Origin of the sequence: Gracilimonas tropica DSM 19535, from assembly GCF_000375425.1 — a bacterium.
Lineage (GTDB): Bacteria > Bacteroidota > Rhodothermia > Balneolales > Balneolaceae > Gracilimonas > Gracilimonas tropica.
The window spans coordinates 146,597-171,120 of the sequence record NZ_AQXG01000007.1 but is presented as its reverse complement, the minus strand read 5'-3'; the positions used below and the strand labels follow the sequence as shown (position 1 = coordinate 171,120).

22 protein-coding genes are annotated in these 24,524 nt (G+C 44.2%); 6 read left to right on the top strand and 16 right to left on the bottom strand.

The features are described from left to right. Positions 1-250: 250 nt before the first annotated feature. The 4 genes from B151_RS0112270 to B151_RS0112255 all read right to left on the bottom strand — a co-directional run bounded on the left by B151_RS0112270 (position 251) and on the right by B151_RS0112255 (position 4,751). Entirely contained in the window at positions 251-2,143 is a 1,893-nt protein-coding gene (locus tag B151_RS0112270) for an ABC-F family ATP-binding cassette domain-containing protein (RefSeq protein ID WP_020403939.1), read from the bottom strand. Between the two features lie 84 nt (positions 2,144-2,227). After that, entirely contained in the window at positions 2,228-2,428 is a 201-nt protein-coding gene (locus B151_RS0112265) for a helix-turn-helix transcriptional regulator (RefSeq protein WP_020403938.1), read from the bottom strand. Then, positions 2,425-2,886 carry a hypothetical protein gene (locus B151_RS0112260; RefSeq protein ID WP_020403937.1) on the bottom strand — a complete coding sequence of 154 codons (462 nt, stop codon included), beginning with the start codon at positions 2,884-2,886 and terminating at the stop codon, positions 2,425-2,427. The genes B151_RS0112265 and B151_RS0112260 overlap by 4 nt, the downstream gene beginning before the upstream one ends. 350 nt (positions 2,887-3,236) lie before the next feature. After that, positions 3,237-4,751 carry a Kelch repeat-containing protein gene (locus B151_RS0112255; protein ID WP_020403936.1) on the bottom strand — a complete coding sequence of 505 codons (1,515 nt, stop codon included), beginning with the start codon at positions 4,749-4,751 and terminating at the stop codon, positions 3,237-3,239. 198 nt (positions 4,752-4,949) lie between these two features. Between B151_RS0112255 and B151_RS0112250 the strand changes: the two genes are divergently transcribed. Beyond that, the gene (locus B151_RS0112250; RefSeq protein ID WP_026166644.1) at positions 4,950-5,948 is read left to right on the top strand and encodes an amidoligase family protein; all 999 of its coding nucleotides are present in this window, start codon (positions 4,950-4,952) and stop codon (positions 5,946-5,948) included. Then, positions 5,938-6,711, top strand: a complete 774-nt coding sequence (locus B151_RS0112245; protein ID WP_020403934.1) for a gamma-glutamyl-gamma-aminobutyrate hydrolase family protein — start codon at positions 5,938-5,940, stop codon at positions 6,709-6,711. The genes B151_RS0112250 and B151_RS0112245 overlap by 11 nt, the downstream gene beginning before the upstream one ends. Before the next feature lie 232 nt (positions 6,712-6,943). On the opposite strand, the gene serA is transcribed toward B151_RS0112245, so the two are convergent. Continuing rightward, positions 6,944-8,182: a phosphoglycerate dehydrogenase gene (gene serA, locus B151_RS0112240; RefSeq protein WP_020403933.1), complete on the bottom strand. Its 1,239-nt coding sequence runs from the start codon at positions 8,180-8,182 to the stop codon at positions 6,944-6,946. Positions 8,183-8,349: 167 nt separating this feature from the next. On the opposite strand from serA, the gene B151_RS0112235 reads away from it, so the two are divergent. After that, positions 8,350-10,344 carry a serine hydrolase gene (locus tag B151_RS0112235; RefSeq protein WP_020403932.1) on the top strand — a complete coding sequence of 665 codons (1,995 nt, stop codon included), beginning with the start codon at positions 8,350-8,352 and terminating at the stop codon, positions 10,342-10,344. An 11-nt stretch (positions 10,345-10,355) separates the two neighbouring features. Here the strand turns inward: B151_RS0112235 and B151_RS0112230 are convergent, their stop codons facing one another. From B151_RS0112230 to B151_RS0112220, 3 genes are all read right to left on the bottom strand, one after another. Then, a complete protein-coding gene (locus tag B151_RS0112230) occupies positions 10,356-11,582 on the bottom strand; it encodes a S1C family serine protease (protein WP_020403931.1) in 1,227 nt (408 codons plus the stop codon). A gap of 80 nt (positions 11,583-11,662) precedes the next feature. Then, positions 11,663-12,598, bottom strand: a complete 936-nt coding sequence (locus B151_RS0112225; protein WP_040517013.1) for a response regulator — start codon at positions 12,596-12,598, stop codon at positions 11,663-11,665. A 54-nt stretch (positions 12,599-12,652) separates the two neighbouring features. Next, positions 12,653-13,630: a DHH family phosphoesterase gene (locus B151_RS0112220; RefSeq protein ID WP_040517012.1), complete on the bottom strand. Its 978-nt coding sequence runs from the start codon at positions 13,628-13,630 to the stop codon at positions 12,653-12,655. A gap of 74 nt (positions 13,631-13,704) precedes the next feature. Between B151_RS0112220 and B151_RS0112215 the strand changes: the two genes are divergently transcribed. Next, positions 13,705-14,322, top strand: a complete 618-nt coding sequence (locus tag B151_RS0112215) for a thiamine diphosphokinase (protein WP_020403928.1) — start codon at positions 13,705-13,707, stop codon at positions 14,320-14,322. A gap of 141 nt (positions 14,323-14,463) precedes the next feature. On the opposite strand, the gene pnuC is transcribed toward B151_RS0112215, so the two are convergent. The 4 genes from pnuC to B151_RS0112195 form a co-directional block, all read right to left on the bottom strand. Beyond that, positions 14,464-15,102: a nicotinamide riboside transporter PnuC gene (gene pnuC, locus B151_RS18680; RefSeq protein WP_020403927.1), complete on the bottom strand. Its 639-nt coding sequence runs from the start codon at positions 15,100-15,102 to the stop codon at positions 14,464-14,466. A 259-nt stretch (positions 15,103-15,361) separates the two neighbouring features. Further along, entirely contained in the window at positions 15,362-16,189 is an 828-nt protein-coding gene (locus B151_RS0112205; RefSeq protein ID WP_020403926.1) for a dienelactone hydrolase family protein, read from the bottom strand. 89 nt (positions 16,190-16,278) lie between these two features. Next, positions 16,279-18,543, bottom strand: coding sequence for a heavy metal translocating P-type ATPase (locus B151_RS0112200; RefSeq protein ID WP_020403925.1), 2,265 nt, complete (start codon positions 18,541-18,543; stop codon positions 16,279-16,281). Positions 18,544-18,769: 226 nt separating this feature from the next. Next, complete coding sequence (locus B151_RS0112195) at positions 18,770-18,988, bottom strand: heavy-metal-associated domain-containing protein (RefSeq protein WP_020403924.1); 219 nt, start codon at positions 18,986-18,988, stop codon at positions 18,770-18,772. A 377-nt stretch (positions 18,989-19,365) separates the two neighbouring features. On the opposite strand from B151_RS0112195, the gene polX reads away from it, so the two are divergent. Continuing rightward, positions 19,366-21,126 carry a DNA polymerase/3'-5' exonuclease PolX gene (polX, locus tag B151_RS18675; RefSeq protein WP_020403923.1) on the top strand — a complete coding sequence of 587 codons (1,761 nt, stop codon included), beginning with the start codon at positions 19,366-19,368 and terminating at the stop codon, positions 21,124-21,126. A 51-nt stretch (positions 21,127-21,177) separates the two neighbouring features. On the opposite strand, the gene B151_RS0112185 is transcribed toward polX, so the two are convergent. Together B151_RS0112185 and B151_RS0112180 are read right to left on the bottom strand one after the other, a co-directional pair. Next, complete coding sequence (locus B151_RS0112185) at positions 21,178-21,561, bottom strand: type II toxin-antitoxin system VapC family toxin (RefSeq protein ID WP_020403922.1); 384 nt, start codon at positions 21,559-21,561, stop codon at positions 21,178-21,180. Beyond that, the gene (locus tag B151_RS0112180) at positions 21,558-21,809 is read right to left on the bottom strand and encodes an AbrB/MazE/SpoVT family DNA-binding domain-containing protein (protein ID WP_020403921.1); all 252 of its coding nucleotides are present in this window, start codon (positions 21,807-21,809) and stop codon (positions 21,558-21,560) included. Before B151_RS0112180 ends, B151_RS0112185 begins: the two co-directional genes overlap by 4 nt. 126 nt (positions 21,810-21,935) lie before the next feature. On the opposite strand from B151_RS0112180, the gene B151_RS0112175 reads away from it, so the two are divergent. Next, positions 21,936-22,541 carry a flavin reductase family protein gene (locus tag B151_RS0112175; RefSeq protein WP_020403920.1) on the top strand — a complete coding sequence of 202 codons (606 nt, stop codon included), beginning with the start codon at positions 21,936-21,938 and terminating at the stop codon, positions 22,539-22,541. A gap of 51 nt (positions 22,542-22,592) precedes the next feature. On the opposite strand, the gene B151_RS0112170 is transcribed toward B151_RS0112175, so the two are convergent. Both B151_RS0112170 and B151_RS0112165 read right to left on the bottom strand, forming a co-directional pair. After that, positions 22,593-23,375 carry a toxin-antitoxin system YwqK family antitoxin gene (locus tag B151_RS0112170; RefSeq protein ID WP_157470969.1) on the bottom strand — a complete coding sequence of 261 codons (783 nt, stop codon included), beginning with the start codon at positions 23,373-23,375 and terminating at the stop codon, positions 22,593-22,595. Continuing rightward, the gene (locus B151_RS0112165; protein WP_020403918.1) at positions 23,362-24,453 is read right to left on the bottom strand and encodes an AI-2E family transporter; all 1,092 of its coding nucleotides are present in this window, start codon (positions 24,451-24,453) and stop codon (positions 23,362-23,364) included. Before B151_RS0112165 ends, B151_RS0112170 begins: the two co-directional genes overlap by 14 nt. Positions 24,454-24,524: the final 71 nt, after the last annotated feature.

The following is a 24,524-nucleotide window of genomic DNA, read 5'->3' as shown; positions in this document are numbered from 1 at the left end:
AAGAAAAATGGCAGCACCAATGATAGTGAGTCCCCGATTGCTTTGAATGTCCATGATGGTTTTTGAAATGAATTGTTGTGAATAAGATACGAAGTTGTATTAGGAATTAGTGCCTTTTGGAAAATATGTTTCAGCAGTCAGCAGTCAGCAGTCAGCAGTCAGCAGTCAGCAGTCAGCAGTCAGCAGTCAGCAGTCAGCAGTCAGCAGTCAGCAGCTGAGGGCTGAAGTCTGACAGCTGATAGCTTCTTATCTACGCCCGCTCCGCCATTTCCAGCCAGATCAATTCCTTCTCCTCGATCTCTTCTTTCAGTTCCTCAAACTCTTTGGACAGCTCATTTAACTCTCCGTAATCCGAGCTAGCCTTACTCATTTTTGTTTCAAGTTCAGACTTCTTCTCTTCCAGCTTGGCTATTTCTTTCTCTAATTTGTTGAATTCCCGCCGTTCGTTGTAGCTGAGTTTTTTGGGTTGATCCGTTTTCGGATCTGCTTTCGGCTGGGGAGCAGATTCTTTTACAGCAACTTCCTTTTTCGATGAATCGGACATCCGGCTCAGAATTTCATCGCGGTATTCGTCATAGGTTCCGTGGAAATCCTTGATCACGCCCTGTCCTTCAAACACAAAATAATGATCCACCAGCTTGTCCATAAAAAAGCGATCATGTGATACGATGATGAGGCAGCCGCCAAAGTTCTGCAGAAAGTCTTCCAGTTTGTTCAGGGTGAGGAGGTCAAGGTCGTTGGTGGGCTCATCCAGAATGAGGAAATTCGGGTTTTTGATGAGCACCATCATTAGCATAAGCCGGCGCTTTTCGCCCCCGCTGAGTTTTTCGACGGGCGTGTACTGCATTTTTCCGGGAAACATGAAATGCTCCAGGAACTGGGAAGCCGTGATCTTGTCGCCATTGGCAAGTTCGATTACTTCCGCTACTTCCTTGATCACTTCGATCACTCGTTTGCTCTCATCAATTTGTATGCCTTTCTGCTGATAGTGCCCGAATACAATGGTCTCACCGGTTTCGATGGTGCCGGAATCGGGTTTCATTTCACCCAATAAAATTTTGAGAAAAGTACTTTTTCCGACTCCATTTTTTCCAAGTATTCCGATACGTTCACCCTGCAAAAACTGGTAGCTGAAGTCATCGAGGATCACGGTATCATCAAAGGACTTCGACAGGTGCTCCACTTCCAGCACTTTGCCACCCATGCGACTCATGTTCACATCCAGTTGCAACTCCGATTCTTCCCGCCCGGATTCCGCTTTTTCTTTGGTATCATAAAAGGCCTTGATCCTGGATTTTGACTTGGTGGTTCGGGCTTTTGGGCCACGGCGCATCCATTCCAGTTCTTTCTTCATGAGCTTGCCGGCTTTTGCAATTTCCGTCGCTTCAATTTCTTCCCGTTCGGCTTTCTTTTGCAGATAATATTCGTAATTCCCCTTGTGATGATAGAGCGTTCCATAATCCAGCTCCAGTATATGATTACACACGCGATCCAGGAAATAGCGATCGTGAGTGACCATAAGCAGCGTCATTTTACTGCTTGCCAGATATTTTTCAAGCCACTCGATCATCTCCACATCCAGGTGGTTCGTCGGCTCATCCAGAATTAGCAGATCCGGTTCATCTAAAAGCACAAAAGCGAGTGCCACCCGTTTGCGTTCTCCCCCGGAAAGAGAGGCAATAGACTGATCGAGATCGTGAATATCCAGCACGCCCAGAATTTGCTCCATTTGCTGTTCTACATCCCAGGCTTCAGCAGCATCCATAGCACCGGATGCTTTTTCGAATTCCTTTTGGGTTTGCGGGTTGAAATCAGCTGCTTGCGCTTGAACGGCTCTTTCGTATCGTTGCACTACTTTGATCTTCTCGGAATCTCCGTGGGCGATAAACTCGCTGATAGTCATGTTTTCATTCAGCTTCGGTTCCTGTGCCAGAAAGCCCACCTGAATTCCCTTTTGCGTCATCACCTTGCCGGAATCCGGCTCCATTTCTCCGGCCAAAATTTTAAGCAGCGTAGATTTTCCGGTTCCGTTTGGAGCAATGAGTGCGGTTTTATCGCCTTGCGAAATACCAAAGGTAAGATCTTCAAACAGCGGCTTGATGCCAAAATTTTTGGATAGATTTTCGGTGGAAAGGTAGGTCATGTATGGAAGTCCGTTAAAGCTCTTTTGATGAACCTTAAATTAAGGAATTTATCGCGGTATTTAAGATGTGTGTAGAAATATAGATCAGCCTTTCTTCAGAGTGAAAAGCTCTTCAACAGAGATCTCAAAAAAAGCAGCCAGTTTTAATGCGAGCTCAACGGAAGGGGTGAACTTTCCGCTTTCAATGGAATGAATGGTTTGCCGGCTGACCCCGATCTCTTTTGCAAGATCTTTTTGGGTGATGGAAACCTTGGCGCGTTCAACTTTCAGGTTATTGGAGATCATGGCGTCCAAAGGAATTCTTGACTGACTAATATGACTATACCAACCATAACGCCTACAAAATATTCTTTAGAACCCGGACTCCTGATCCATTCAACTCCTTTCTTGAAGCTATAGTAAAAGATCAGAATATAGATGAGCAGTAATCCTGTTAACTCGGTTAGAAAGGAATATTTCTCGCCTTCAATTTCATCCAAAAAAATAAAGGTGATGAAAAAGATCGAGGTGAGTGAATGGGCATAAAGTCGGATTTGGTTAGCGTACTCATCTTCAATGCGCTCTTTGGAACCTATGATCAGGATTAACCCAAAACAAAAAAGGAGGTTTGGGGTGCGAAGCCCCTCGAAAAAAAGATTCGGTTCTACAAAATGATGTACTAAGGCATAAATAAAGCACAGTATTGAGATAAATCCGCCAATGAATTTAAAATTGCCAGGTAGCAATCCTTGTTCTTTTTCCATAAAAAATGGGCTCGTTTGCATTTGCTAAAGAATACAGTATGCTTTACAAAAAGTAAAGTTTACTTAACTTTTTAGGTTAGGGTGATTGGGATGCTTTGCCAAAGAGGTGCAAGAAGAAATTGAAAAAGGGCGAGAGAATGCAAGAAAAGGACGAGTAACTGCACATCGGAAATAAGTAAGTCGACTCTCCAGAGCCGATCATGGAAAAAGTATTAAGCGAGATTTGGTGATCGTCTTATCAGAATTTTCATTTAAGAAGCAGCGCAAACACGCGACTCTGGAGAGACGCGTTACAATTGTTGGAACTTGGTATTTCGGCTCATACACAAAAGCCAAGTCTCAAACTGACTTTAGGCTCTAAAATGAACGGCATCCGGGTTCAGCCCATACAAGTATCGGCGATTGTCTTTAGGATCTTTTTTGCGAATGATAAGCAGTTGCTCTTCTCCTATTATTTCCCTGAATTTCTCGTTGATGGAATTGATGGTTTCATTTCGCAATTTCCGGTGGTAATCGTAGTTTTTGATATCAGGCCAGGCCAGTTCTTCCAGTTCATGAGATTCGGTGTATCCATTTTGTTCTTTCAAAATGTGATATAGTCTTCTTTCCTGATTATTCAATTTGGTGAATAATTCTTTATAAGCTGTTTTTTCACCCATCACGTTTGAATCCTCCTCTTTCTCAGCAGAGCTATATCTGTACCAAAGCAGATAACAGATTAACAGAATGCCTCCGAATGAAAGAAAGATGCCTAATTTTGAAAGTACTGGCTCTTTTACTTCTATAGCTTTTAAAAGAGAATCTTCCGAAAGAGTTTCTATTCGTAACGGAAAGGTCTTTTGATTGGTGAGATGATCCATTCCCACAAATACAAAGGAAGAAGTTTTTGGGTTATAAAAGTAATTCGAGATGAAAAAAGTAGACTCATTAGGAAATCTGATCTCAATCGGCCTAAAAACTTCTTTGGTTTCAATATTGAAAGGTACAAAATGGAATACCATGTCTGTTGTACGCTCGTTGCGGAAGGGCAAATACCATAAATTACGGTGTGGACTAAAAGCAGTTGTTGACATGGAGTTTACGCGTCCAACTTTTGATAGGGATGTAGATTTATAGCCTTCCCATTCGTTGAAGCCGAAAGAGGTAATGTACTGCCATTCCTGATCTTGGAATGAATATTTCCACAGCTCTTCCGTTTTGATTTTTTCCACATACCGGTCGTCCGGACGGTTATTTTTTGTAAGGGTGCCTCCATAGATGTATAGCGCATCGTCACTCTCTTGGTAGAAGCCAAATTTGGCCTCCCTGGGGTCGGGCAGCCGGGAGGTCGGTTTCGGAGCATGAAGATTCCACTCCTGAATTTCGGGATGATAGACCGAGATGAAGTTTTTGTAGGTCCATAGACCGTATCCACCAAATGCGTACAATTTCCCATCCCGAAAAAACGGAATGTGGCCAAACTGGTTTTTGTGGTCGAAGGAAAGGTCTTTACGAACTAAAGTATCTATAGAAGGGTCGATTTCATAGACGGAACCAACACCGCGAGACCAAAAAGCCGGCTTTCCGGTGAAGGGGTTGAAGCCAAACTCCAGATCAGAAAGATTTTTAGGAAGAGTTTTTAACTGAGTTTCGAGGGACCAGCTTTGGTCCGGTAAATAATAAGTCCAGAGTTCCTTTTTCAGGAAAACATATACTTTTTGATTGGTGGTATCGAAGTCGGCAAACAAAGGAGTGTCTGTCGGCAGAATGGGTTGGGGGTGATGCTGGGCCTTTGCTTCAAATGAAATGAACAGGTTCAAAAATAGAATAGCAACCCAAAAGAGGCTCACAGACGCCTTAATAAGCATGGTTCTGAACCGGTTCATAAAACAAATTCATCAATTAAAGATAATGTGTTAAGATGGGCAGAAATCATTATTAATAAAAGTTCGAATCAGTCATCTTTCGAACTAGTCCTTCTGGGTTTTTCGGGGTCATTTTTTACTTCTCCATTCTTATCTTAAAATCAGGATTGAATATGGTCTGTCATCTGTTTAAGGTTGTGTAACTTAAAATAGATGCTCTTGAACTTTAAAGATCCCCCTTTAAAAACAAATGAAACCGGCAAAGAGCGCTCAGTTGGATTTGAATTTGAATTCACCGGAGTGGAAATGCAGGATGCTGCCAACATGCTCAAGAACCTGTATGGCGGCACTATTCACCAGAAAAGCGGATATGAGTATGAAGTCAGCGATTGTGAATTTGGGGATTTTTCGTTGGAGCTGGATGCCAGTCTTTTCCTGAACAAGAAATATGAGAAAGTGCTGAAAAGTGTCGGACTGGATGTCGATAAGCTCAAGAATAAAGAAAAGCTTGAAGATACTTTACGCGGGATGGCTTCCACTGTAGTACCTTTCGAGATCATCACCCCACCTATTCCATTATCAAAATTGTGGAGCCTGAATAAACTGGTAGATAAACTTCGGGAATGGAAAGCCAAAGGCACGGGAAGCTCCTTTTTTTATGCTTTTGGGCTTCACCTGAATCCCGAAGTTCCCGAATTGTCAGCAGAGAGTTTGACCCGTCATTTAAAGGCTTATGTAATGCTGGATGCCTGGATCCGTAAAGATGCCGATATCGATATTTCCAGAAAACTGACACCCTATATAAATGAATATGAGATGGATTATATTCGGTACATACTACGGGATGATTATCAACCGGACCTGGAGACGTTGATCCGGGATTATTTTAAGTTTGAAAATTCCCGTAATCGCCCGCTCGACATGCTGCCGATTTTCAAGTTTATGAATGAAGAACTAACCACCAAATTGCTTGAAGAAGAACTCACTTCAGCACGACCTACATTTCATTACCGGTTACCAAACTGTTCTATTGAAAAGGAAAATTGGTCGCTGGCAGAGGAATGGAATCGATGGGTTTTGGTGGAAGAACTGGCGAACGATGAGAAGTCTTTAGATCAATACGCGCGGGCATTTTTAAACATGGATGATAAATCGGTTTTTGGGATGAAAAAGAAGTGGATCAAACTAATGGAAAGATGGGTGCAGGATGTTAGATAGAGAACCGGTGATCGGAATTACAGGTCCGGTAGAAGGGGGTACGGGAGCGTGGATATTTACAGCACTTTCGGTGATCCTGGCGGGTGGAAAACCCTTGAGAATTAATACGGAAACACCACGAAGCATAGATCAGGTAGACGGGCTCATCATTGGGGGAGGAGCAGATGTAGAGCCTATGAAATATGGCCAGCAACGCATTGAGCGAGCGGTCTTGGTTCGAAATAAGCGTACTGTCTTTGAATGGATCCTATCGGTCTTGTTTTTTCCGGTGTATTGGCTGGTAAGATACTTTCAACATACAAAGCGTTCACCCATTGACCTCGAAAGAGATGAGCTGGAATTGAGACTCCTTTCACAAGCCATAGAACGAGGATTGCCGGTGTTGGGAATTTGCAGGGGTATGCAACTGATGAATGTGCATTTCAAGGGTACACTCCATCAGGATATTCGAGGTTTCTATGCTGAGAAAGCCCAGGTTTCTTCCATCTTTCCCAAGAAAAGAATTGTGATAAAGGATCACACCAAATTATGTGAGTTTTTGCAAACGGATATTTGCAACGTGAATGCCCTACACAATCAAGCTATCGATCAGCCCGGAGAAGGAATCGAAGTGGCAGCAAGGGAGCTGAATACAAAAATCACTCAAGCCATTGAGCATAAAGACTTTCCATTTATGATCGGGGTGCAATGGCATCCGGAATATCTAATTCAGATAGCAAGGCAGCGGAATATTTTCAAGGAGTTGGTGAAGGCTGCGAAGTAAAATTGATTCTCCAGAGTCGGTTTACTTCGCCATAAGGATCAAGAACGCTCTATCTGAATTAAGAACAAATGCATTTGGGTTTTATATGGAATAGCATCAATCTGGCGATTTTGGAGAAGCGCCCTACTCCAATCCTTAATTCAGGTTCTTAATTCCAAGAATTAGAAAGCATGAAAATCTCCTTTTTGTTAATCAAGCAAAACCTGATTAAAAGCCAAATAATCCTGAAAAATCAATACAAAATTCGGGTTCGAATGGTATGCTTTACTTTTTGCATGGCTTCGAGGATCTCTTCATCGTATTGTTTGTCCACATCCAGCACTACATAACCGATATGCTCGTTGGTTTTCAGATATTGCCCAAGGATGTTGATGTCCATATCAGACAGCAGCTGGTTGATCTCCGAAAGAACACCCGGCTTGTTTTCGTGAATATGCAGAATTCGGTGAGCATCTTTTTGTTTTGGCAGATTTAGCGGGGGAACGGTGTGTGAACCAACCGTAGTCCCCTCATCGATCAGGTTGATGAGTTTGGAAGACACATCCATGCCAATGTTATACTGGGCTTCTATGGTAGAACCTCCGATATGCGGGGTAAGGATAACATTAGGTAAATTTTGCAGATCAGTATTGAACTTCTCTCCCTTCGATTCCGGCTCTTCCGGATATACATCAATTCCGGCTCCGGATAAGTGTTCGGATTGTAGTGCTTCTTTAAGGGCTGCAATATCTACTACTGACCCCCTTGAAAGATTTAACAGCACACTGCCCTTCTTCATTTTTGAGATGGTTTCCCGGTCCATCATATTCTGGGTACTTGGGGTGGCCGGCACATGCAGGGTTACGATGTCTGATTGAGCCAGCAGGTCATCCAGCGAATCCATACGGGTTGCATTCCCCATGGGAAGTTTGGGTTCAATGTCATAGTATAGAACGTTAAAGCCCATGTTCTCAGCCAATACAGATACCTGAGAGCCAATATGGCCATACCCGATGATTCCCATTTTTTTGCCGCGAACTTCATAACTTTCTTTAGCGTCCTTCAGCCAAACCCCTTCATGGGCTTTTTTGTCGCGCAAAGGAATACGCCGCTTCAGCATAATGGATTCTGCGATCACCAACTCAGCAACGGAACGGGTGTTTGAGTAGGGGGAATTAAAAACGGTTACGCCTGCTTGCATGGCCGCTTCAAGATCAACCTGATTGGTGCCAATACAAAAACAGCCAACCGCTTTTAGCTTGGGGGCATGCTCAAGAACCTTCTTGGTGATGTTGGTTTTGGAACGAATACCGATCAGGTGTACATCTGCGATGCGTTCCAGAAGCTGTTCTTCACTCCAGGCTTCGCTATAGGTTTCTACGTTAATGAAATCATGTTTCTTGAAGTTCTCCTCAGCGGTCGGATGGACACCCTCTAACAGGAGAACTTTGATGTTGTCTTTGGGATAAGAAAGATCGGTTTGGTTGGTCATGGATTATAAGTGTGAGTGAGTTAGAACGGGAAAGGTATAAAAACATTTATGTTTTTTTAAAAAAGTCTCCGTAAATAATAAGAGATAAAAAGGGATGTCATCAAACAAAGCAACTTTGACAAAGATGTCTCGAATGATCCAGTGTCAGAACATCTAAATATCATGCAATGAAATTATTCAATACAGTACTCTTAATTTTCCTTTTAGCCGGAAATATCGCTTTGGCTCAAACAGAAAGTTCTTATCAAAAACCCATAAAATCAGGGGATGAAATATTAGGAGAGCTTCAGGCGGAGTCGGTTCATTCCTACCAATTGGATATCAGTGATGGGCAATATGTTTTTGGAAAAGCAGACCAAAGATCGGTTGATGTTGTGGTGACTATAAAAGATCCGGCCGGGAACGTGATCGGTACTTTTGATGGCCCGGCCCGCGGAAGAGAAGCGTTTCAGTTTGTTTCCGAAGCATCAGGCGTCTATACCATTGAAGTTCGTTCATTCGAAGGGGCTGCAGGGCAGTATTCAATACAGGTGGTGAAGGTAGAGCCGGAGGCCAAAGATCCGGAGGGCAAAGTGGATCAGCTTATGAGTGAGTATGCGGGAGATGTCCCCGGCGCAGCAGTCATGGTAATGAAAGATGGAAAAGTTGAGCTGGAGAAGTACTATGGCAGGTCGAACCTGGCTTATGAGGTGGAAATGAATCCGGGTTCAGTCCATAACATAGGCTCTACTTCCAAGCAGTTTTTGGCTTTTGGATTGTTGCTGCTGCAGGAAGAAGGAAAACTGAATCTTAGCGATGATATTCGCAAATACATACCGGAGCTTCCTGAATTCGAAGAGGTGGTAACGGTAAGAAATATAGTAAACCACACGAGTGGCTACCGTGAGTTTGTGAACCTGCTGGCCATGACCGGACGTAATTTAAGCAGCCCGGTATCTCAGGAGATGATCATCGAGATCGTTCAGCGTCAGCCCGAATTACAAAATATGCCCGGGGCAGAGTTCAATTATAACAATACCGGGTATGCATTGGCCACGGAAGTGATAGAGCGAGTTACGGAAGAGACGTTTCCAAACTGGATGAAGGATAATGTGTTCAAACCGATCGGGATGGAGCATACCTCGGTAAGATGGAATCCGCATCAAATAATTGAGAACCGAACGTTAGGCTATCAGTTTGGTGAAGATGGGCAGCTTCAGGAAGTAACGGATCTGGGAGGAGCCATGGGGGCAGGGGGCATTCATTCCACCCTGCACGATCTTTCTTTATGGGTGGATAATTTATTGGATCCAAAAGTTGGCACAAAGGCTATGATAGAGGAAATGACTACATCATTTACATTGATAAACGGAAGTAAAACCGGTTATGGCTTGGGGCTTTTTATAGATGAATACAACGGGTTGAAAAGAATACATCATGGAGGAGCAGATATGGCTCACCGTTCCAATTTGATGGTTTTCCCCGAGATCAATGCCGCTGTGATCACACAAAGTAATTTTGGCGGATTCCGTGGAGACATAGGTAATAAAATAGCAGAAATATATTTCTCCGATGCTATGAAGGAACCGGCAGAGCAAGAAGAGGTGACAGAAGAAAGAGAACCCGAAGAGTTTGTCTATGATCCGGAGCAATTTGATCTGCTTACCGGAAGATATGAGCTGAGCATCATGCCGGGCTTTATTTTGAGTTTCTCAAGAGATGATGACCGCTTATATACGCAAGCAACGGGTCAGCCCGAGGTAAACATTAGGGCAACATCCGATTCAACATTCGACTTGGTGGGCGTGCCAGCCGGTATCACTTTTCACCTGAATGAAGACGGAACAGCCGATTCCCTGACCCTGCATCAAAATGGAAACCATATTGCACGAAAAATTAAATTCGAGCTCAGTTACGAAGGCATGGAGGAATATATCGGCCGTTATTACAGTGAGGAGATAGAAACAGTATATAAAGTGGTGATAGCCGACAGCAGTTTGAAGATCCGGCATTATCAAATGGAAGATGGACTTACATTAGAACCCGGCGCTCCGGATAATTTCGGAGCAGAATTCCCCCTTGCAGAAGTCCAATTCATTCGGGACGAAAAAGGAAATATAACGGGATTTACGGCTTCAAATGGACGAGCCAGAGGGATACTTTTCACCAAATGGGAGCCGTAAAACAAGTATGGTTAACGGCCTTGTACCCTCTTTCTGAGAGTCATGTTTGTTTTATAGGTCTTGCCATCCCGAACTAAGTGCAATTCCATTTTCTCGCCCTCAGAATATTCCCGCATCAAAGCCCAGGCGTGCATTTCACTGGTTACGCGTTCGTCACCGATCTCAACGATCACATCTCCGGGCATGATGCCACACTCGTAGGCCGGGCCGCTTTTATTGACCTCTGTGACAAATAGTCCAAGCACGCGGGGGATGTTAGGATACTGCATAATAAGATTTCGGGTAACCGGAACGAATTTCATGCCCGGGTCATAATCTAAGGACACAGTACCCGATTCTTTTAGCTGATTGGTGATCTTTTTAACCCGGTTGCTGGGAATGGCAAAGCCCAATCCCACAAAACCGGAACTGGTTCCGCCGGTAAAAATAAAAGTGTTAACTCCCATCACCTCGCCCTGACTATTCACAAGAGGGCCACCGGAGTTACCCCGGTTGATAGCGGCATCGGTCTGTATCATTTCCACATATACCCGGGGGTCCTGAGGGTCAGGACGGAAATCCCGCTCTTTGGCACTTACCACACCCACGGTAACAGAAGGTTGTCCGTCAGCAAAAAGCCCGAATGGGTTGCCCATCGCAATGGTCCATTCGCCGACCATGATTTCATCTGAGTCAGCGAATTTGACATAAGGAAAAGATTCACGATCTCCTTTGATCTGGAGTAAAGAAAGATCAGCCAACTCATCAGATCCAATTAATTCCGCCTCGTACTTGTTGCCATCCGAAAGCGCCACCATGATGGTTTTTGAGTTTTTGCTGGCTACATGTTCGTTGGTCACCACAAGCCCGTCTTCACTGATGATGAATCCGGAGCCTACACTTTGCACTTCACGCTGAATGGGGACATCGAAATAGCGGAAAAAGAAGGAATCAAATTCCCGTTTATAGCCACGTTGCAATTCGGTTACAGTTATGCTAACCACGGCCGGACCGGCTTTTTCTACAGCATTGGTGATAGCTGTTCGTCGGGAGAGTTCGATGGATGAAACCGCTTCATCTGCATCGGTTTGTTGGTTACTTTGAGTGGCAGCTGAGAGAGATTCGGAAGAGGCAGATGATAAACTGCCTTTTGCGGCGATCGGTTCAGCAGAGCTGTTTTGAAAAGAGGGTTTTTTATCGAACGTACACCCACAAAAAAGAATACTTATAAAAAAGAAAATAGTAACGCTTCTTGTCATAGAAACCGGTTTAATGTTGTCCTTCTTCAGCTAACATGAGGCTAACGAGGGATAAGCCTATGCATTGTTCATAAATATCATCACATGTCTTTGTACAGGCGCCAAAGGATGGTTCCCAGGTTCATCATAAGCACCGAGGTCATCTTATATTCTGTACTGGTAAAAACACGTCGCCGCTTAAGAACCACAAATCCGAAAAGCGGTGTTTTTGGAGGGATCTTCATTTTGTTTTTAACCAGTTCCTTGTCGGTAAGCGCAAAAAGCGGGATTCCTATCTCAGCGGTTAATTTCTCTTGTTTTGAAAGCTCCCGTAAAATCCCTTTTTGGGAATTCATGACATTGTTTACCAGATAGGGGCGTTTTTGCTCAAGCACCCGCTGAAAGGTATCCTCTTCTTTCAATTCCCTGGGACCGTAACGCCGTGGAGGCTGAATGCCGTTAGCCAAAAGCATCTGAACATTTTCATCATTGATGGTCCAAAAGGAGAGGTGATCGGCTTTTAGTTTTTGCCCGAGGATCTTACACAGTTTTTGGACGGTAGTCACAAAGTCGCCTGAAGACACATCAAACAGCAGTTTTTTGATGATCTCCTTCTTATCAAGAACAAGAGCTTCCGGAAGATCGGGGATCTCCACATGAGCCACCAGCTTCATCCTGATCCGGTTCAGCACCTCTTCCCGGTTTTCATTGAACAATGCCTTATCAATAAAGTCGGAAGCCCCAAGCCCAAGTGCTGCTTTCTCTTTTTCAACGGTTGGCAGGCTGGTCATAATGAGGATGGGGATATTTCGCCGTTCGGCATCCATGGTTAAAGCTTCCAGGAAATCCAGGCCAGACATGCCCGGCATATGAATGTCACTGAGGATGAAATGAATGGGCTCTTTGGCAAGCATATCAATTCCCTCCTGGGCCGAATGCGCCTTCAGAATGCGGTACTCTGCACCCAGCATTTTATCCATCATGATGTGGATCGGCGCGTCATCATCAATGACCAACAAATTGTATTTATTTTCCATAGCACTCACTACACTAACCGTTAGCCCATAATAGCAAAAATCTTTGAAGAGTCACTATAATTGTTCCTCTCCCACTTTTAAAACGGCCTTTTTCGCTTCCTTCAGGGTTCCCACGAAGTGAGCCCCTGCTGCTTTTTTATGCCCGCCTCCGTTGAACTTTCGGGCCCATTTATTGACGTCAATAGAATCACTTTGTGAACGCAGGCTTAACTTGATTCGGTCTTCATCTTCCCGAAAAAGAACACAAGCCAGCACGCCTTCCACACTCAGCGGATACTGCACGAAACCTTCCGTATCCTCGTTGGTTGTCCCGGTTCTGGTAAACATCTCCTGCGTAATGGTGATGGTTGCAATTTTGCCCTGGGCGTGAGTTTCAATTGTTTCCAATGCCATACTCAGCAGTTTCAGTTGCTTTAACGGGCGGGACGCGTAAATTTTATTGGTAATCACATTCGGGGTGAACCGACCGCGATCCAGTAAGTCTGCTGCTGCGTGTAGCGTGGCCGGCTTCACACTATCGAACTGAAATGAACCGGTGTCGGTGACCAACCCCAGGTATAACGCTTTGGCTACGGGTTCATCAATTTGATCGATGTTATGTTCAGCAAAGAGCCGGTACACCAGTTCACAAGTAGAGGATGCTGAAACGACCGAGATCGGCTCCTCATAAATATCTTCCGGATCAGGGTGGTGATCGATCATGTAAACTGGCTTTCCAAGGTCCGCGATTTTTTCTGCGACGTCCCCAAACCGGTGCAAGGCATTTCCATCCAGCACCACGAAGGCATCAAATTCCGAGAGTTGAGCCTCAGAAGGTTTCCGGATGGGAAAGAACTCCTGCAGCCAATGCATGTTTTCAGGAAGTTCATCTTCATTAAAAGCAGAAGCTTTGATTCCGTTCTTTTGCAGCCATAAGCTAAAACCTACCTGGGCTCCCAGACAGTCGCCATCAGGACGAACATGCGAAAATACCGCTACGGTTTGATGTTTTGTGATCTTTGAAATAAAATTGTTGAATATAAAAGTCTTCATAGCGCCAAAAATAGGCGAACATTGCCACAAATCCATGTATTTTACAGGAAAAGATTTCAGCATAAAAAACAAGCATGCACGCAGTTATAGTTAGCAACGGATTTCCGCCAAAAACCGAATTATTACAACAAGAAGCACAACATTCTGACCTCCTGATAGGTGCTGACGGCGGAGGAAACCGCATTCTCGAAAAAGGACTAAGGCCTCATATTGTGATCGGGGATATGGACAGTTTCGAAAAACCTGAAAACCCTGGATTTGAGGTTATTTATGAACCGGACCAGGAAACCAACGATCTCGAAAAAGCACTCCGGCTTGCCCTGGATAAAGGAGTTGAAACCTGCCACGTACTTGGTGCCTTCGGCCTGCGTATGGATCACTCTCTGAAAAACCTTTCGGTACTGAAGCAATTTCACGACCGGTTTGAGACCTTGCTATACCGGGATGAGACCTTCGATGCTTTCATGGTACAGCAACAGTTTTCAATGAAATGTGAAGTGGGAAACATCGTCTCCTTGTTTCCTCTTTCCGGGGCAGTACATGGCATTACCACCACCGGCTTGAGATATAAACTATCAGGAGAAAAATTGGAAAACGGTCAGCGCGACGGTACCTCAAACGAAACCACCGATCCCGAATTCTCAATCCAAATCGAAAGCGGCGACCTCATCGTTTTTGTAGAAAGGGGGTAGTTACGAAGTGACAAAGTTATAAAGTGATGAAGTAGTCATTGGAACTTAACAGTGCTGGTTAAGCGTTCGCCTTGCAATGTTAAATTAGGAACAGGCCAATCAGAATCGTTCTCACTCTATCACTTCATAACTTCATCACTACTAACCCACAACCGCCCAGTTCTCCTGGGCTTCTTCGTGTTTTTTGAGGGAATTTCTCCAGGCCGCATATCCTGCAAAAGCAAGAATGGTGAATACAAGAAACTGAAAGCTCGTCAGTACCAATCCTTTATAAAAGTAAAGTGGAATTGAAATAAGGTCGGTGATTATCCAGGCAACCCAGTTTTCCAGTTTTTTACGAGCCATCAGGTACATACCGGCGATAGCGAAGCTGGTAGTAGCTGCATCCCAGAAAGCCACATCGCTGTCAGTGAAGTTGGCTAAGCCAAAATATAGCAGGGCAAAAGAACCGATCAATAAAGCTGCGGTGACTCGGTTTTCATTTTGATTGTTTACGGTTACAGGCACTTGTTTTTCATTTTCATCTTTGGGGTGAATCCAATAATACCAGCCATATACGCTCATCACGAAGTAGTAGAAATTTACGCCCATATCGGCATACAGCTTATACTGAAAAGCGAGATAAACATAGATCAATACGCTGACAATACCGGTTGGATAGACCCATAAATTCTCTTTCATAGAAAACCATACACTGGCCAATCCTGTAGCTACTGCAATCCACTCCGGCAGACTCGTTTGCATGATGCCATTTATGATCCCGTCAATGATGTATTCCATGAATAAGAAGTTCGTTAAACTAAAATTGAAGGGACAAGATAAGAAGAGATAATCTGTAAAGTATGGCTTGGCTAACAACCCGGCTTTTATACTGCTCGGAGATCATGACTTGGTTGAAGTAGCGAAATTAAATAACTGGAAACAAGTTTCCTGCACACGCCGCCTGCCTGCTGGTGAGGCAGGCCCACGTCCTATTTAACTTCTAAAGGGATGACAACATCAAAGCTCTAATCTCGAACCAAGGTTACAGTAAGATCATTTACATCTCCCCATCGCCAAACGTCTCGGCAAAAAAAGCTTTCATCTCTTCCCAGGAAAGACTGTCGGCTTCGGCATTGTATGCCAATGGAAGCTGAAATTTCTGTCCCAAAGAATCTGCACCGGGATTGGTGTACGCATGTTGGGCACCTTCATAACTGATGTACTGATAATCCGCTCCCAATTCCTCATAGGCACCGGTCAAAGCTGTTACCTGTTCTTGAGTGACCATAGGGTCGGCGGCTCCGTTCATGATCAGGATTCGGGAGCTCATTCCTTGCTGTGGCATCACCGGGAGTTGAAGTCCTGCATGGAAAGCAGCCACGCCGTCAAGGTCTGCGCCGGAATGAGCCATTGCAAGAATCACACTTCCGCCGAAGCAATAACCGATTGCCCCGATCTTTTCAGGATCTACCTTGGGATTATTCTTCAAAGTTTCCATGGCTGCATTAAAGCGGGCTTTGGCATTTTCAAAATTCCCCATCACTTCACCGGAAAACTGCATGGCATCTTCAGGATGCGTAGCCATCTTTCCATTTCCGTACATGTCTACCGCCAAGGCTACATAGCCTAATTCGGCCAGCTTTTCTGCACTGTGGCGAGCGTGTTCATCATGTCCCCACCATTCGTGAACTACCAAAATTCCGGGATGTTTGCCCGTCAGGTTTTCATCATAAGCGATGTAGCCATTCATGGTGATGTCATCCGTAGAATAGCTTACTTCTTCTCCCTTCACCGAAGGCCCTTCAGCTACCATATTTTGTTCTTTAGATTGTGTACAAGCACCCATCAAAAATAAAATAGATGCCAGGTAAATAAATTTTCTCATGCTAAGTTGGTTTAATGTTTGTTCTTCAATTACGGAGCCTTAACCGTCATCCAAGTTGAAATGGTTCCATGTAAATGAAACACTCCAGATCAGTCCAACTTGGTCGCTGACAATCGCTTCGAGTTAAATACTACATTAATAGAACTGAACGCCATGGCAGCCTCAGCAAGTAACGGATGCAATAATCCAATTACTGCGAGTGGAATCATGATAAGGTTGTAGAAGAAAGCCCAGAATAGGTTCTGTTTGATCTTGGTGAAGGTCGCCTTGCTGAGCTTAATAGCCCGAAGCACGCCCGGCAGATCGCCTTTCACCAACACGATATCGCCAGATTCGATCGCCACATCTGTCCCCGTTCCAATGGCGATGCCCACATCCGCCAACGTAAGCGCCGGTGCGTCGTTGATACCATCACCTACCATCGCCACGACTTTCCCGGCTTCCTGCAGTTTTTTGATCTCATTAGACTTTTGGTCAGGAAGTACTTCTGCGATCACTTCATCGATACCTACTTTTGCAGCTATAGCCCGTCCCGTTTTCTCATTATCGCCGGTGAGCATAATGGTTTTCAGCCCCAGTTTTTTGAATGCAGCAATCGCTTCCTTACTGTCCGACTTTACCTCATCCGCAATACCCAGAATTCCGATCAGGTTTCCGGCTTTGCTCACGAATACCGCAGTTTTCGCTTGTTCCTCCAATTGTTGTTTTTGGGATGATTTGTCATCGGAAATCTCCGCTCCAAGCTCTTCCATCAGCGATGACGTGCCAATGCCAACTGCTCCGTCATCCAAAATGGCTTTCACTCCTTTTCCGGTGATGGCTTCAAAGCCGATTGAACTTCTAATGTCGATATTTCGCTCCGAAGCTGCATTTACCACCGCTCGTGCTAACGGATGTTCTGAGTTATTTTCAACGGCGGCAGCCCATTTCAACAAGTCAGATTCGGACACATCCCCAAATGTGATCACATCGGTTACCTCCGGTTTTCCTTTGGTGATGGTGCCCGTTTTATCCAGCACGATGGCATCCACATCTTTCATGCGCTGAATGGCTTCTCCCTTTCGGATGAGAATTCCGTTTTCAGCACCCAATCCGGAACCAACCATCAAAGCGGTTGGAGTGGCAAGCCCTAAAGCACATGGACATGCAATCACAAGCACAGCGATCATCGCATAAAAGGCCAGGGAGACCGAACTCATCTCCGGGTTCACCCAAGGAATGAAATTCGATGCCCATTCCACCAAACCGCCAAAAAATCCCGGAAATACTAACCAGGAAACCAATGTCAATCCCGATAAGAGGAGTACGATTGGCACAAATACTTTGGTCACCTGATCGGCAAAATCCTGAATGGGAATTTTTGATCCCTGCGCTTCTTCTACCATTTTGATAACCTGGTTGAGGAAAGTCTCGTTGCCCACTTTTGTGGCCTTCACTTTCAACACACCATTGGTATTTAACGTAGCGCCGATCACTTCATCGCCTTTTGATTTTTCTACGGGCATTGATTCTCCCGTTGCAATAGATTCATCCACGCTGCTTTCGCCTTCGATCACTTCCCCATCGGTAGGTACTTTTTCTCCGGGTCGAACTACCATGATATCACCGATCTTGAGTTCACTAACCGGAATTTTCACTTCTTCCTTATCCCGAATCACGGAGGCTTCTTTCGCACCCAATGTCAGCAATTTTCGGATGGCCTGAGAAGCACTTCCTTTTGCTTTTGTTTCGATGTAGCGACCGGTCAGGTGAAACGCCATGATCATCCCGCCGATCATTGCAAAGCTATGGAATTCGGGCCCAATTCCCAGATGATGCAGCAGTACGACGATTCCTGTTGAAAGCGAAGCCAATGCTCCCATCGCGATCAGCACATCCATATTTGGACTTAGGTTCTTTGTGGATTTCCATGCACTTTTCAGGGTTTCCCAGCCGGGTACAAAAATGGCAAAACCTGACAGGATGATCATCCCCAGCTCCATCCCAACTGGACCCAACAGCATATAACCTGCCAACCACATAGGAAGCATCCAACCGAGCATGATCACCGTAGGCACCCAAGACAGGATCATATTTTGACGAGCCGTTTCCAGCTTTTTCTGCTCGCGTTCTTCTACCTGATCGGCTTTTGATTTGGTTTCTGTTTCATCCTGAACCAACGTGTATCCGGCTTTGGAAATGGCATCAGAAAACACCTCCATTGAGATATCTCCCTCATATTCCACTACCGCCGATTCTGTGGCAAGGTTCACTTGCGCTGTTTGTACACCTTCCAGTGATTCCAGCTGTTTATCTACGGCATTGGCGCAGCCGGCACAATGCATGCCATCAATTTGTAGGGTTACTTTTTTCATGGATGTTATAAAATGATGATTAAGTATATAATGTTGTCACCCCGAGACGCTTAGGAATTTGAAAAGGGGTGACGATGTATTTCGCGAGGGGTCTCAAGGTTTGAACCAGCGAGCTGAAGTAGTCATTGAGATCCCTCGTGTTCAGCAGTGATCTCTTTGTTTTTTTATTAGCCACTCGGGATGACAACTTCGGAGTGACCCTGATGATAGCTAATCCTATTTCTTATCAGGACTGAATCCCGGTCATTTGATAGCCGGCATCTTCCACGGCCTGCCTGAAGTCGGCTTCTTTTACTTCGTTTTCATCGTAATCTACTTCTGCCGTTTCTTTTTCGAGATTTACAATAGCGGATTTGACTCCCGGAAGCGCTGAAATTGCATTTTCTACGGTGTTTACACATCCGCTGCATCCCATTCCTTCAATATTTAATACGGTTGATTTCATGATACTTGATACTTTTTTTTGGGGGTTGACCAAATTTACCAATTCTGCTTCTCCCCCGAATGCCGAATCATGATGATGATTTATACAATTTTGCTTCTTATTGTTTTCGCTCCAACGCAGAGCGTAGTAGCGAGTGTTATACGTAGGTCGGGAAGCTTGCCCGAAAGTTGCCGACCTTAAACAACATTCCCAGATTGAACATGGACGGACAAGCTGTCCCTCTTATCTCGTTCCTATGCTTTGCGAAGTAACGAATCACCATATAAAGTCCTTCATTTATAATTCTATTATCTACAGAACGAATTTGTCAGGAAATTCCCTTTTGAATGCAATGATTTCGCTCCCTATCATTCCCAAAAACCAAACCGCAGCCAATCATGCCATTTACCAACAACGATATTGCCGATAAGCTCCGCGAAGTGTCCCAATTGATGCAACTAGCCGGAGAAAACCGTTTTAAAGTGATCGCTTTTGATAAAGCGGCTCAAACCATCGAAGGACTTCAGGAGGACATCAACGACTACATTCAGAACAAGAACTTAACGGACATTAAAGGCGTTGGAAAGTCGATTGCCGAGGATATCTACACGCTTTATGACACCGGAGAAATGCCGGTGCTGGAAGATTTCAAAGAAAAAGTTCCGGAAGGGTTGATCCAATGGCTGGACATATCTGGTTTGGGGCCCAAGAATGCCTATAAAATTCACAAGGAATTGGGCATCAGTACCATTGAGGAATTGAAGGAGAAAATCGATGATGGCTCGGTGGCTTCGCTTTCGGGATTGGGACAGAAATCGGCAGAGAAGATCAAAAAATCCATTGAATGGATGGAAAAATTTGATGAGCGTTGCCGACTGGATGAAGCCGAAGAAATTGCCATTCCCATTTTTGAAAGTCTCAAAGATCTGGACGGCGTACAGCAGATCGAGATCGCAGGTTCCTTTCGGCGTGGACTTGAAACCATTGGCGATATTGACATTCTGATTGCCGCAGATGAAGATCGCATATCGGAGCTTTTTGATGTATTTACTTCGCATGATCGCGTGACAGAGATCTTAGGCCGGGGTGATACCAAGAGTTCGGTTCGCACCAAAGAAGGCCGACAGGTGGATCTTCGTATCGTGAAACCCAAAGAATTTTCAGCAGCGTTGATGTACTTCACCGGTAGCAAAGAGCATAATGTGGTGATGCGTCAGCGAGCACGTGACCATGGAATGAGCCTGAATGAATACGGATTGTTCAAACTGGATAAAGAAGGCAACACGGATTTTGACCAGCCAATCGATTACTCCAGCGAATCTGACATCTATCAAAAATTGGACCTGCATTTTGTGCCGCCGGAATTACGGGAAGACCGCAATGAGTTTTCCATCTACGAAAAGCAGGAAGACTTTCCGCTGGTAACCGATGAAGAAATTCGCGGAGTCATTCACGCCCACAGTACCTGGAGTGATGGAAAGTTCTCCATCAAAGAAATGGCTGAAGCTTGCATAGAACGAGGTTACGAGTATTTGGGGCTTACTGATCACTCCAAAACGGCTGCTTATGCCGGTGGACTTACGCAAGATGAGATCAAAGAACAGTGGGAAGAGATCGATCAGCTGAATGAAGAATTCAAGGAAGCAGGAACCAATTTCGTGATCTTTAAAGGTATCGAATCTGATATCCTTGCAGATGGCTCGCTGGATTATGAGGATGATATTCTGGAAGGTTTTGATTTTGTGATCGCCAGTGTGCATCAATCATTAAACATGCCGCGTGAGAAAATGATGGAGAGAATGAAGAATGCTATCAAGAATCCATACACCCGGATTTTGGGTCACCCTACCGGACGTTTACTTCTCCAGCGCAATGGCAGCGATCTTGATCTGAACGAATTGGTAGCCTTAGCCGCTGAGCATAATACTGCCATCGAGATCAATGCAAGTCCGCACCGGTTAGACCTGGATTGGCGCTTTGGGAATAAGGCGCGTGAAGTTGGCATGATGACCTCCATCAACCCCGATGCGCATAGCATCAAAGGCATCGATGATATAAAATACGGTGTTCGCATTGCTCGGAAAGGGAAGTATGGTCCAGACCGGGTGCTGAATGCGAAGAGTGCTGACGAAGTGAAGGCATTTTTTGAAGCACGATAGCTACAAAAAATTCGTAGGGGCAATTCATGAATTGCCCCTACGAATTGCAGATTATTCCAACAATTTCATGCCTTTTAGTTTGGAAGCTTTTTTGTCGAAGGTGAGAGTTTGTAAATTCTGAGAAGCGTTTATTTGGTGTATCATACAGTCCTCAAAATCAGCGTTAGATTTAATAAAGTCTCTTATTATGTTTTTAACTACTTGATCATCAAAAAACTCAAATCCTTCTATCTCTAATAATTTATCTATAGCCTTGATGAATTCAGGATCGGAGAATTTATAAGCGGTAGTTAAAACATAATAGATTTCTGAGAGTACTACCTGATTAAGGTAAAGTGTTTCCCCTTGCTCCAATATTTGCTTCACTTTTTGAGCCTGTTCCTCATTATCTCTTACCAAAAAACGTATAATTGTATTCGTATCAGCCCCTATCATTTAACACCATATTTCTTTTTAAAATATTCAGCGACCCCTTCATTCATTTCTTCAATTGTTAAAGCCTCTTGATTCTCTCTCTTAAGCATTCCAAAAGCTTCATCAATGCTTTTCTTCTTTTTTAGGCTGATTGTTCGATTATCTTCAACTTCAAAATTGAGCTTATCTCCGGGTTTCAATCCAAGCTTGTCTCTGATCTTTTTGGGGATGGTAACCTGTCCCTTGGATGTGAGTGTTGCTGTTGGCATAATTCTTACTTTTTCTATGATTTGTAAGGAATTTGTTTATTCTGATAACCAACCGCAACCGCCTTTATTATGCAAACTTTCCAAAAAGCACTACCTTTGGAGCTGATCTTTCAACCCTAAAAATGCATGTCCGTGATCATAAAGCAGTCTGAATTTTCTGAGCGTAAAGTGGTGAAACTGGTAAAAGGAACTGTGGTTCCACGCCCTATTGCCTGGATATCATCAGTAGGAAAAAGTGGTATTCCGAATTTGGCACCTTACAGCTACTTCAATGTGATCTCGCATGATCCCATCATGTTTATCATATCGATAGGACTGGGAGAAAAGATCGGGAAAGACCACAAAGACACACTTGCCAACATTCAGGAAAGCGGTGATTTTGTGATCAACATGGTCTCCGCTTCGCTGGCTGAGCAAATGCAGATTTCCAGCACAATTTTTCCAAAGGATGTCAGTGAGTTTGATGAAGCAAAATTAACGCCCGCCAAAAGTGAATTGGTTACCGCTCCAAGGGTGGAAGAAGCGCTCATCAGCATGGAATGTAAATTAGATCGGGTGATGCAGATCGGCGACTTCAACCAGGTGATCGGAGAGTTGGTTTGCTATCACATGAATGATGAGGTATATCTGGATGGCGAAAAAGTGAATTACGCAAAATATGATCCCATTGGACGCATGGCCGCTAATTACACCCACGTTCGCGATCTTTTTTTCCCGGGGGATAAGATCTAAAACTATCAACAAGCCTTGCAGATTTCCAAAACCTGACAAGTCTGTTCTTCATCAATATTTGATCTTTTCTTCAACATTTCCGAGGCTGTCGAATTTAACCCATGTGCCGACCTGCTCTCCATTTTCGTAAAGGCCCTGCACTTTAAGCTGTCCGTTAGGATACCACTCTTGCACCAGTCCGTTCATCCCTCCATTTCGTCTGAAAGGAAAAACAGCTCGTTTTTGTCCCGTCGGATAGTAGTGAATACTGGCTGAATCGGAATATTTGGTGTAGCGTTCTAAATTTCCTTCCCGGTCAAAATAACTGCGCATGGTGTCGCTGATGATTTCTTTGATCAAATTTCTGTCCTTTTCAGGATAGTAGTAATACGTTTCGTCTTCATTCGACTCTGCCATGATATTGCCGCCAATATTCCAAATTCGCCACGACTGATGCATAAAATCAGCATCCATTCCCAACGTTCTGTTGGGATGCCAATACCTCAACCTGAACATTTTTCCGTCTTCAAACTCGCCCTGCAGGTTTAGGTTGAACCGATCCCGATGAAAAGTTCGGATGTAGCCGCTATATGGTTCGCCCGTGTACTTATTAACCAGCGTTAATGAGGTATCGCGAATTTGGTAGGATCTCTGCCCATTTATTTGAATGGTGCCTATATAAAAATCGGAAGGGACGGTTATTCCATTTTTGTCTCGGAATTCTAATTCATCATATCCTCTCAGGAAGTAGTGCTCCCGGCGGTCTGATTGTTTGGAATTGCATCCTGTCATCAAAAGGCACAGTAAACCAATAACAATTGGCTGAACCACCGTTACTTTTCTACTTATCCTCATGATATTCAACAGTGTTTCCCAATAAATATCCATAAGGTTTTAATTCTTCGATCTGATCAAAGATGACTTTCAGTATTCCGATCAAAGGAACGAATAGGATCATTCCGGAAATTCCCCATAACTCCCCGCCTATGATCAATGCTACCATGGCCACGAATGGATTAATGGATACTTTGGAACCGACGATCCTTGGAGTGATAAAATTGCCTTCCAGAAATTGAACCGTCCCAAAAACGGCGATCACAAAAACCGGAGTCAAGAATGAATCGGTTAACAACAAGGCATAAAGCAGCGGAGGCAATGCTCCAATAATGATTCCGATGTAGGGAATGATCGCTAAAAGTGCAGCAAAAACACCAAAGAAAACAGCATGTTCTAATCCAACAATGAATAATCCCGTGGTATTTAGAACGGCTAAAATGCCGATCACGGTAAGCATGCCTACCAGGTAATCCTGAGTTACGCCTTGAATACGATCCAGTAAGCCATCAATATTTGAGCCGGCTCCTTTCTTTACATCCACGAGCTTGCGGAAAAAAGTGCGGTACATTTCGCGGTAGTACAGCATAAAAAAAATGAAGATGGGCATCAGTGTCATCACCGTAAACATATTGGTGGTAGCACTCACAATAGAACTCACGTAGTTTCCGCTTTGGTCGATCAGGTTATTAATACCTTGCTGTACATACTGGCTCTGCTCCTCCTGTGATATTCCCACGCTTTCTTCCAAAAACGTGATTGCTGTATTGGTTGTGGTTTTCAGTTTTTCGGTGACTTCCGGCACGCGCTCCGAAAACTGGATGAATTGTGCAGAAATAAGCGAAAATACGCCGGCCAATACTACCAAGACCACCAAAAGTGTAAGAAGAATACTCCCGGCACGACCTAATTTCCATTTTTCAAAAATTTCAACCAACGGATTTAGAAGCATCGCAAAAAAAGCAGAGAAAGCGATTGGCATCAGTATGAACTTGCCGTAACTGACTACTACAAACAGTAAACTCAAACCAATCAAAATGAGCGTAGCCTTAAGCCAGAATGGATGTTTTTTGGGAGATTTAATTTGATGGTGCGACATAGGCCTTTATCGTATTCTTCTAAAATTGATGCATACCAAGCCAATGATAATTAATACCTGTTTAAGATGTG

Bases quoted from the DNA above. Each gene is read 5' to 3' on its own strand.
- B151_RS0112270 (WP_020403939.1), bottom strand. From the start codon at position 2,143: ATGACCTACCTTTCCACCGAAAATCTATCCAAAAATTTTGGCATCAAG.
- B151_RS0112265 (WP_020403938.1), bottom strand. From the start codon at position 2,428: ATGATCTCCAATAACCTGAAAGTTGAACGCGCCAAGGTTTCCATCACC.
- B151_RS0112260 (WP_020403937.1), bottom strand. From the start codon at position 2,886: ATGGAAAAAGAACAAGGATTGCTACCTGGCAATTTTAAATTCATTGGC.
- B151_RS0112255 (WP_020403936.1), bottom strand. From the start codon at position 4,751: ATGAACCGGTTCAGAACCATGCTTATTAAGGCGTCTGTGAGCCTCTTT.
- B151_RS0112245 (WP_020403934.1), top strand. From the start codon at position 5,938: ATGTTAGATAGAGAACCGGTGATCGGAATTACAGGTCCGGTAGAAGGG.
- serA (WP_020403933.1), bottom strand. From the start codon at position 8,182: ATGACCAACCAAACCGATCTTTCTTATCCCAAAGACAACATCAAAGTT.
- B151_RS0112235 (WP_020403932.1), top strand. From the start codon at position 8,350: ATGAAATTATTCAATACAGTACTCTTAATTTTCCTTTTAGCCGGAAAT.
- B151_RS0112230 (WP_020403931.1), bottom strand. From the start codon at position 11,582: ATGACAAGAAGCGTTACTATTTTCTTTTTTATAAGTATTCTTTTTTGT.
- B151_RS0112225 (WP_040517013.1), bottom strand. From the start codon at position 12,598: ATGGAAAATAAATACAATTTGTTGGTCATTGATGATGACGCGCCGATC.
- B151_RS0112220 (WP_040517012.1), bottom strand. From the start codon at position 13,630: ATGAAGACTTTTATATTCAACAATTTTATTTCAAAGATCACAAAACAT.
- B151_RS0112215 (WP_020403928.1), top strand. From the start codon at position 13,705: ATGCACGCAGTTATAGTTAGCAACGGATTTCCGCCAAAAACCGAATTA.
- pnuC (WP_020403927.1), bottom strand. From the start codon at position 15,102: ATGGAATACATCATTGACGGGATCATAAATGGCATCATGCAAACGAGT.
- B151_RS0112205 (WP_020403926.1), bottom strand. From the start codon at position 16,189: ATGAGAAAATTTATTTACCTGGCATCTATTTTATTTTTGATGGGTGCT.
- B151_RS0112200 (WP_020403925.1), bottom strand. From the start codon at position 18,543: ATGAAAAAAGTAACCCTACAAATTGATGGCATGCATTGTGCCGGCTGC.
- B151_RS0112195 (WP_020403924.1), bottom strand. From the start codon at position 18,988: ATGAAATCAACCGTATTAAATATTGAAGGAATGGGATGCAGCGGATGT.
- polX (WP_020403923.1), top strand. From the start codon at position 19,366: ATGCCATTTACCAACAACGATATTGCCGATAAGCTCCGCGAAGTGTCC.
- B151_RS0112185 (WP_020403922.1), bottom strand. From the start codon at position 21,561: ATGATAGGGGCTGATACGAATACAATTATACGTTTTTTGGTAAGAGAT.
- B151_RS0112180 (WP_020403921.1), bottom strand. From the start codon at position 21,809: ATGCCAACAGCAACACTCACATCCAAGGGACAGGTTACCATCCCCAAA.
- B151_RS0112175 (WP_020403920.1), top strand. From the start codon at position 21,936: ATGTCCGTGATCATAAAGCAGTCTGAATTTTCTGAGCGTAAAGTGGTG.
- B151_RS0112170 (WP_157470969.1), bottom strand. From the start codon at position 23,375: ATGAGGATAAGTAGAAAAGTAACGGTGGTTCAGCCAATTGTTATTGGT.
- B151_RS0112165 (WP_020403918.1), bottom strand. From the start codon at position 24,453: ATGTCGCACCATCAAATTAAATCTCCCAAAAAACATCCATTCTGGCTT.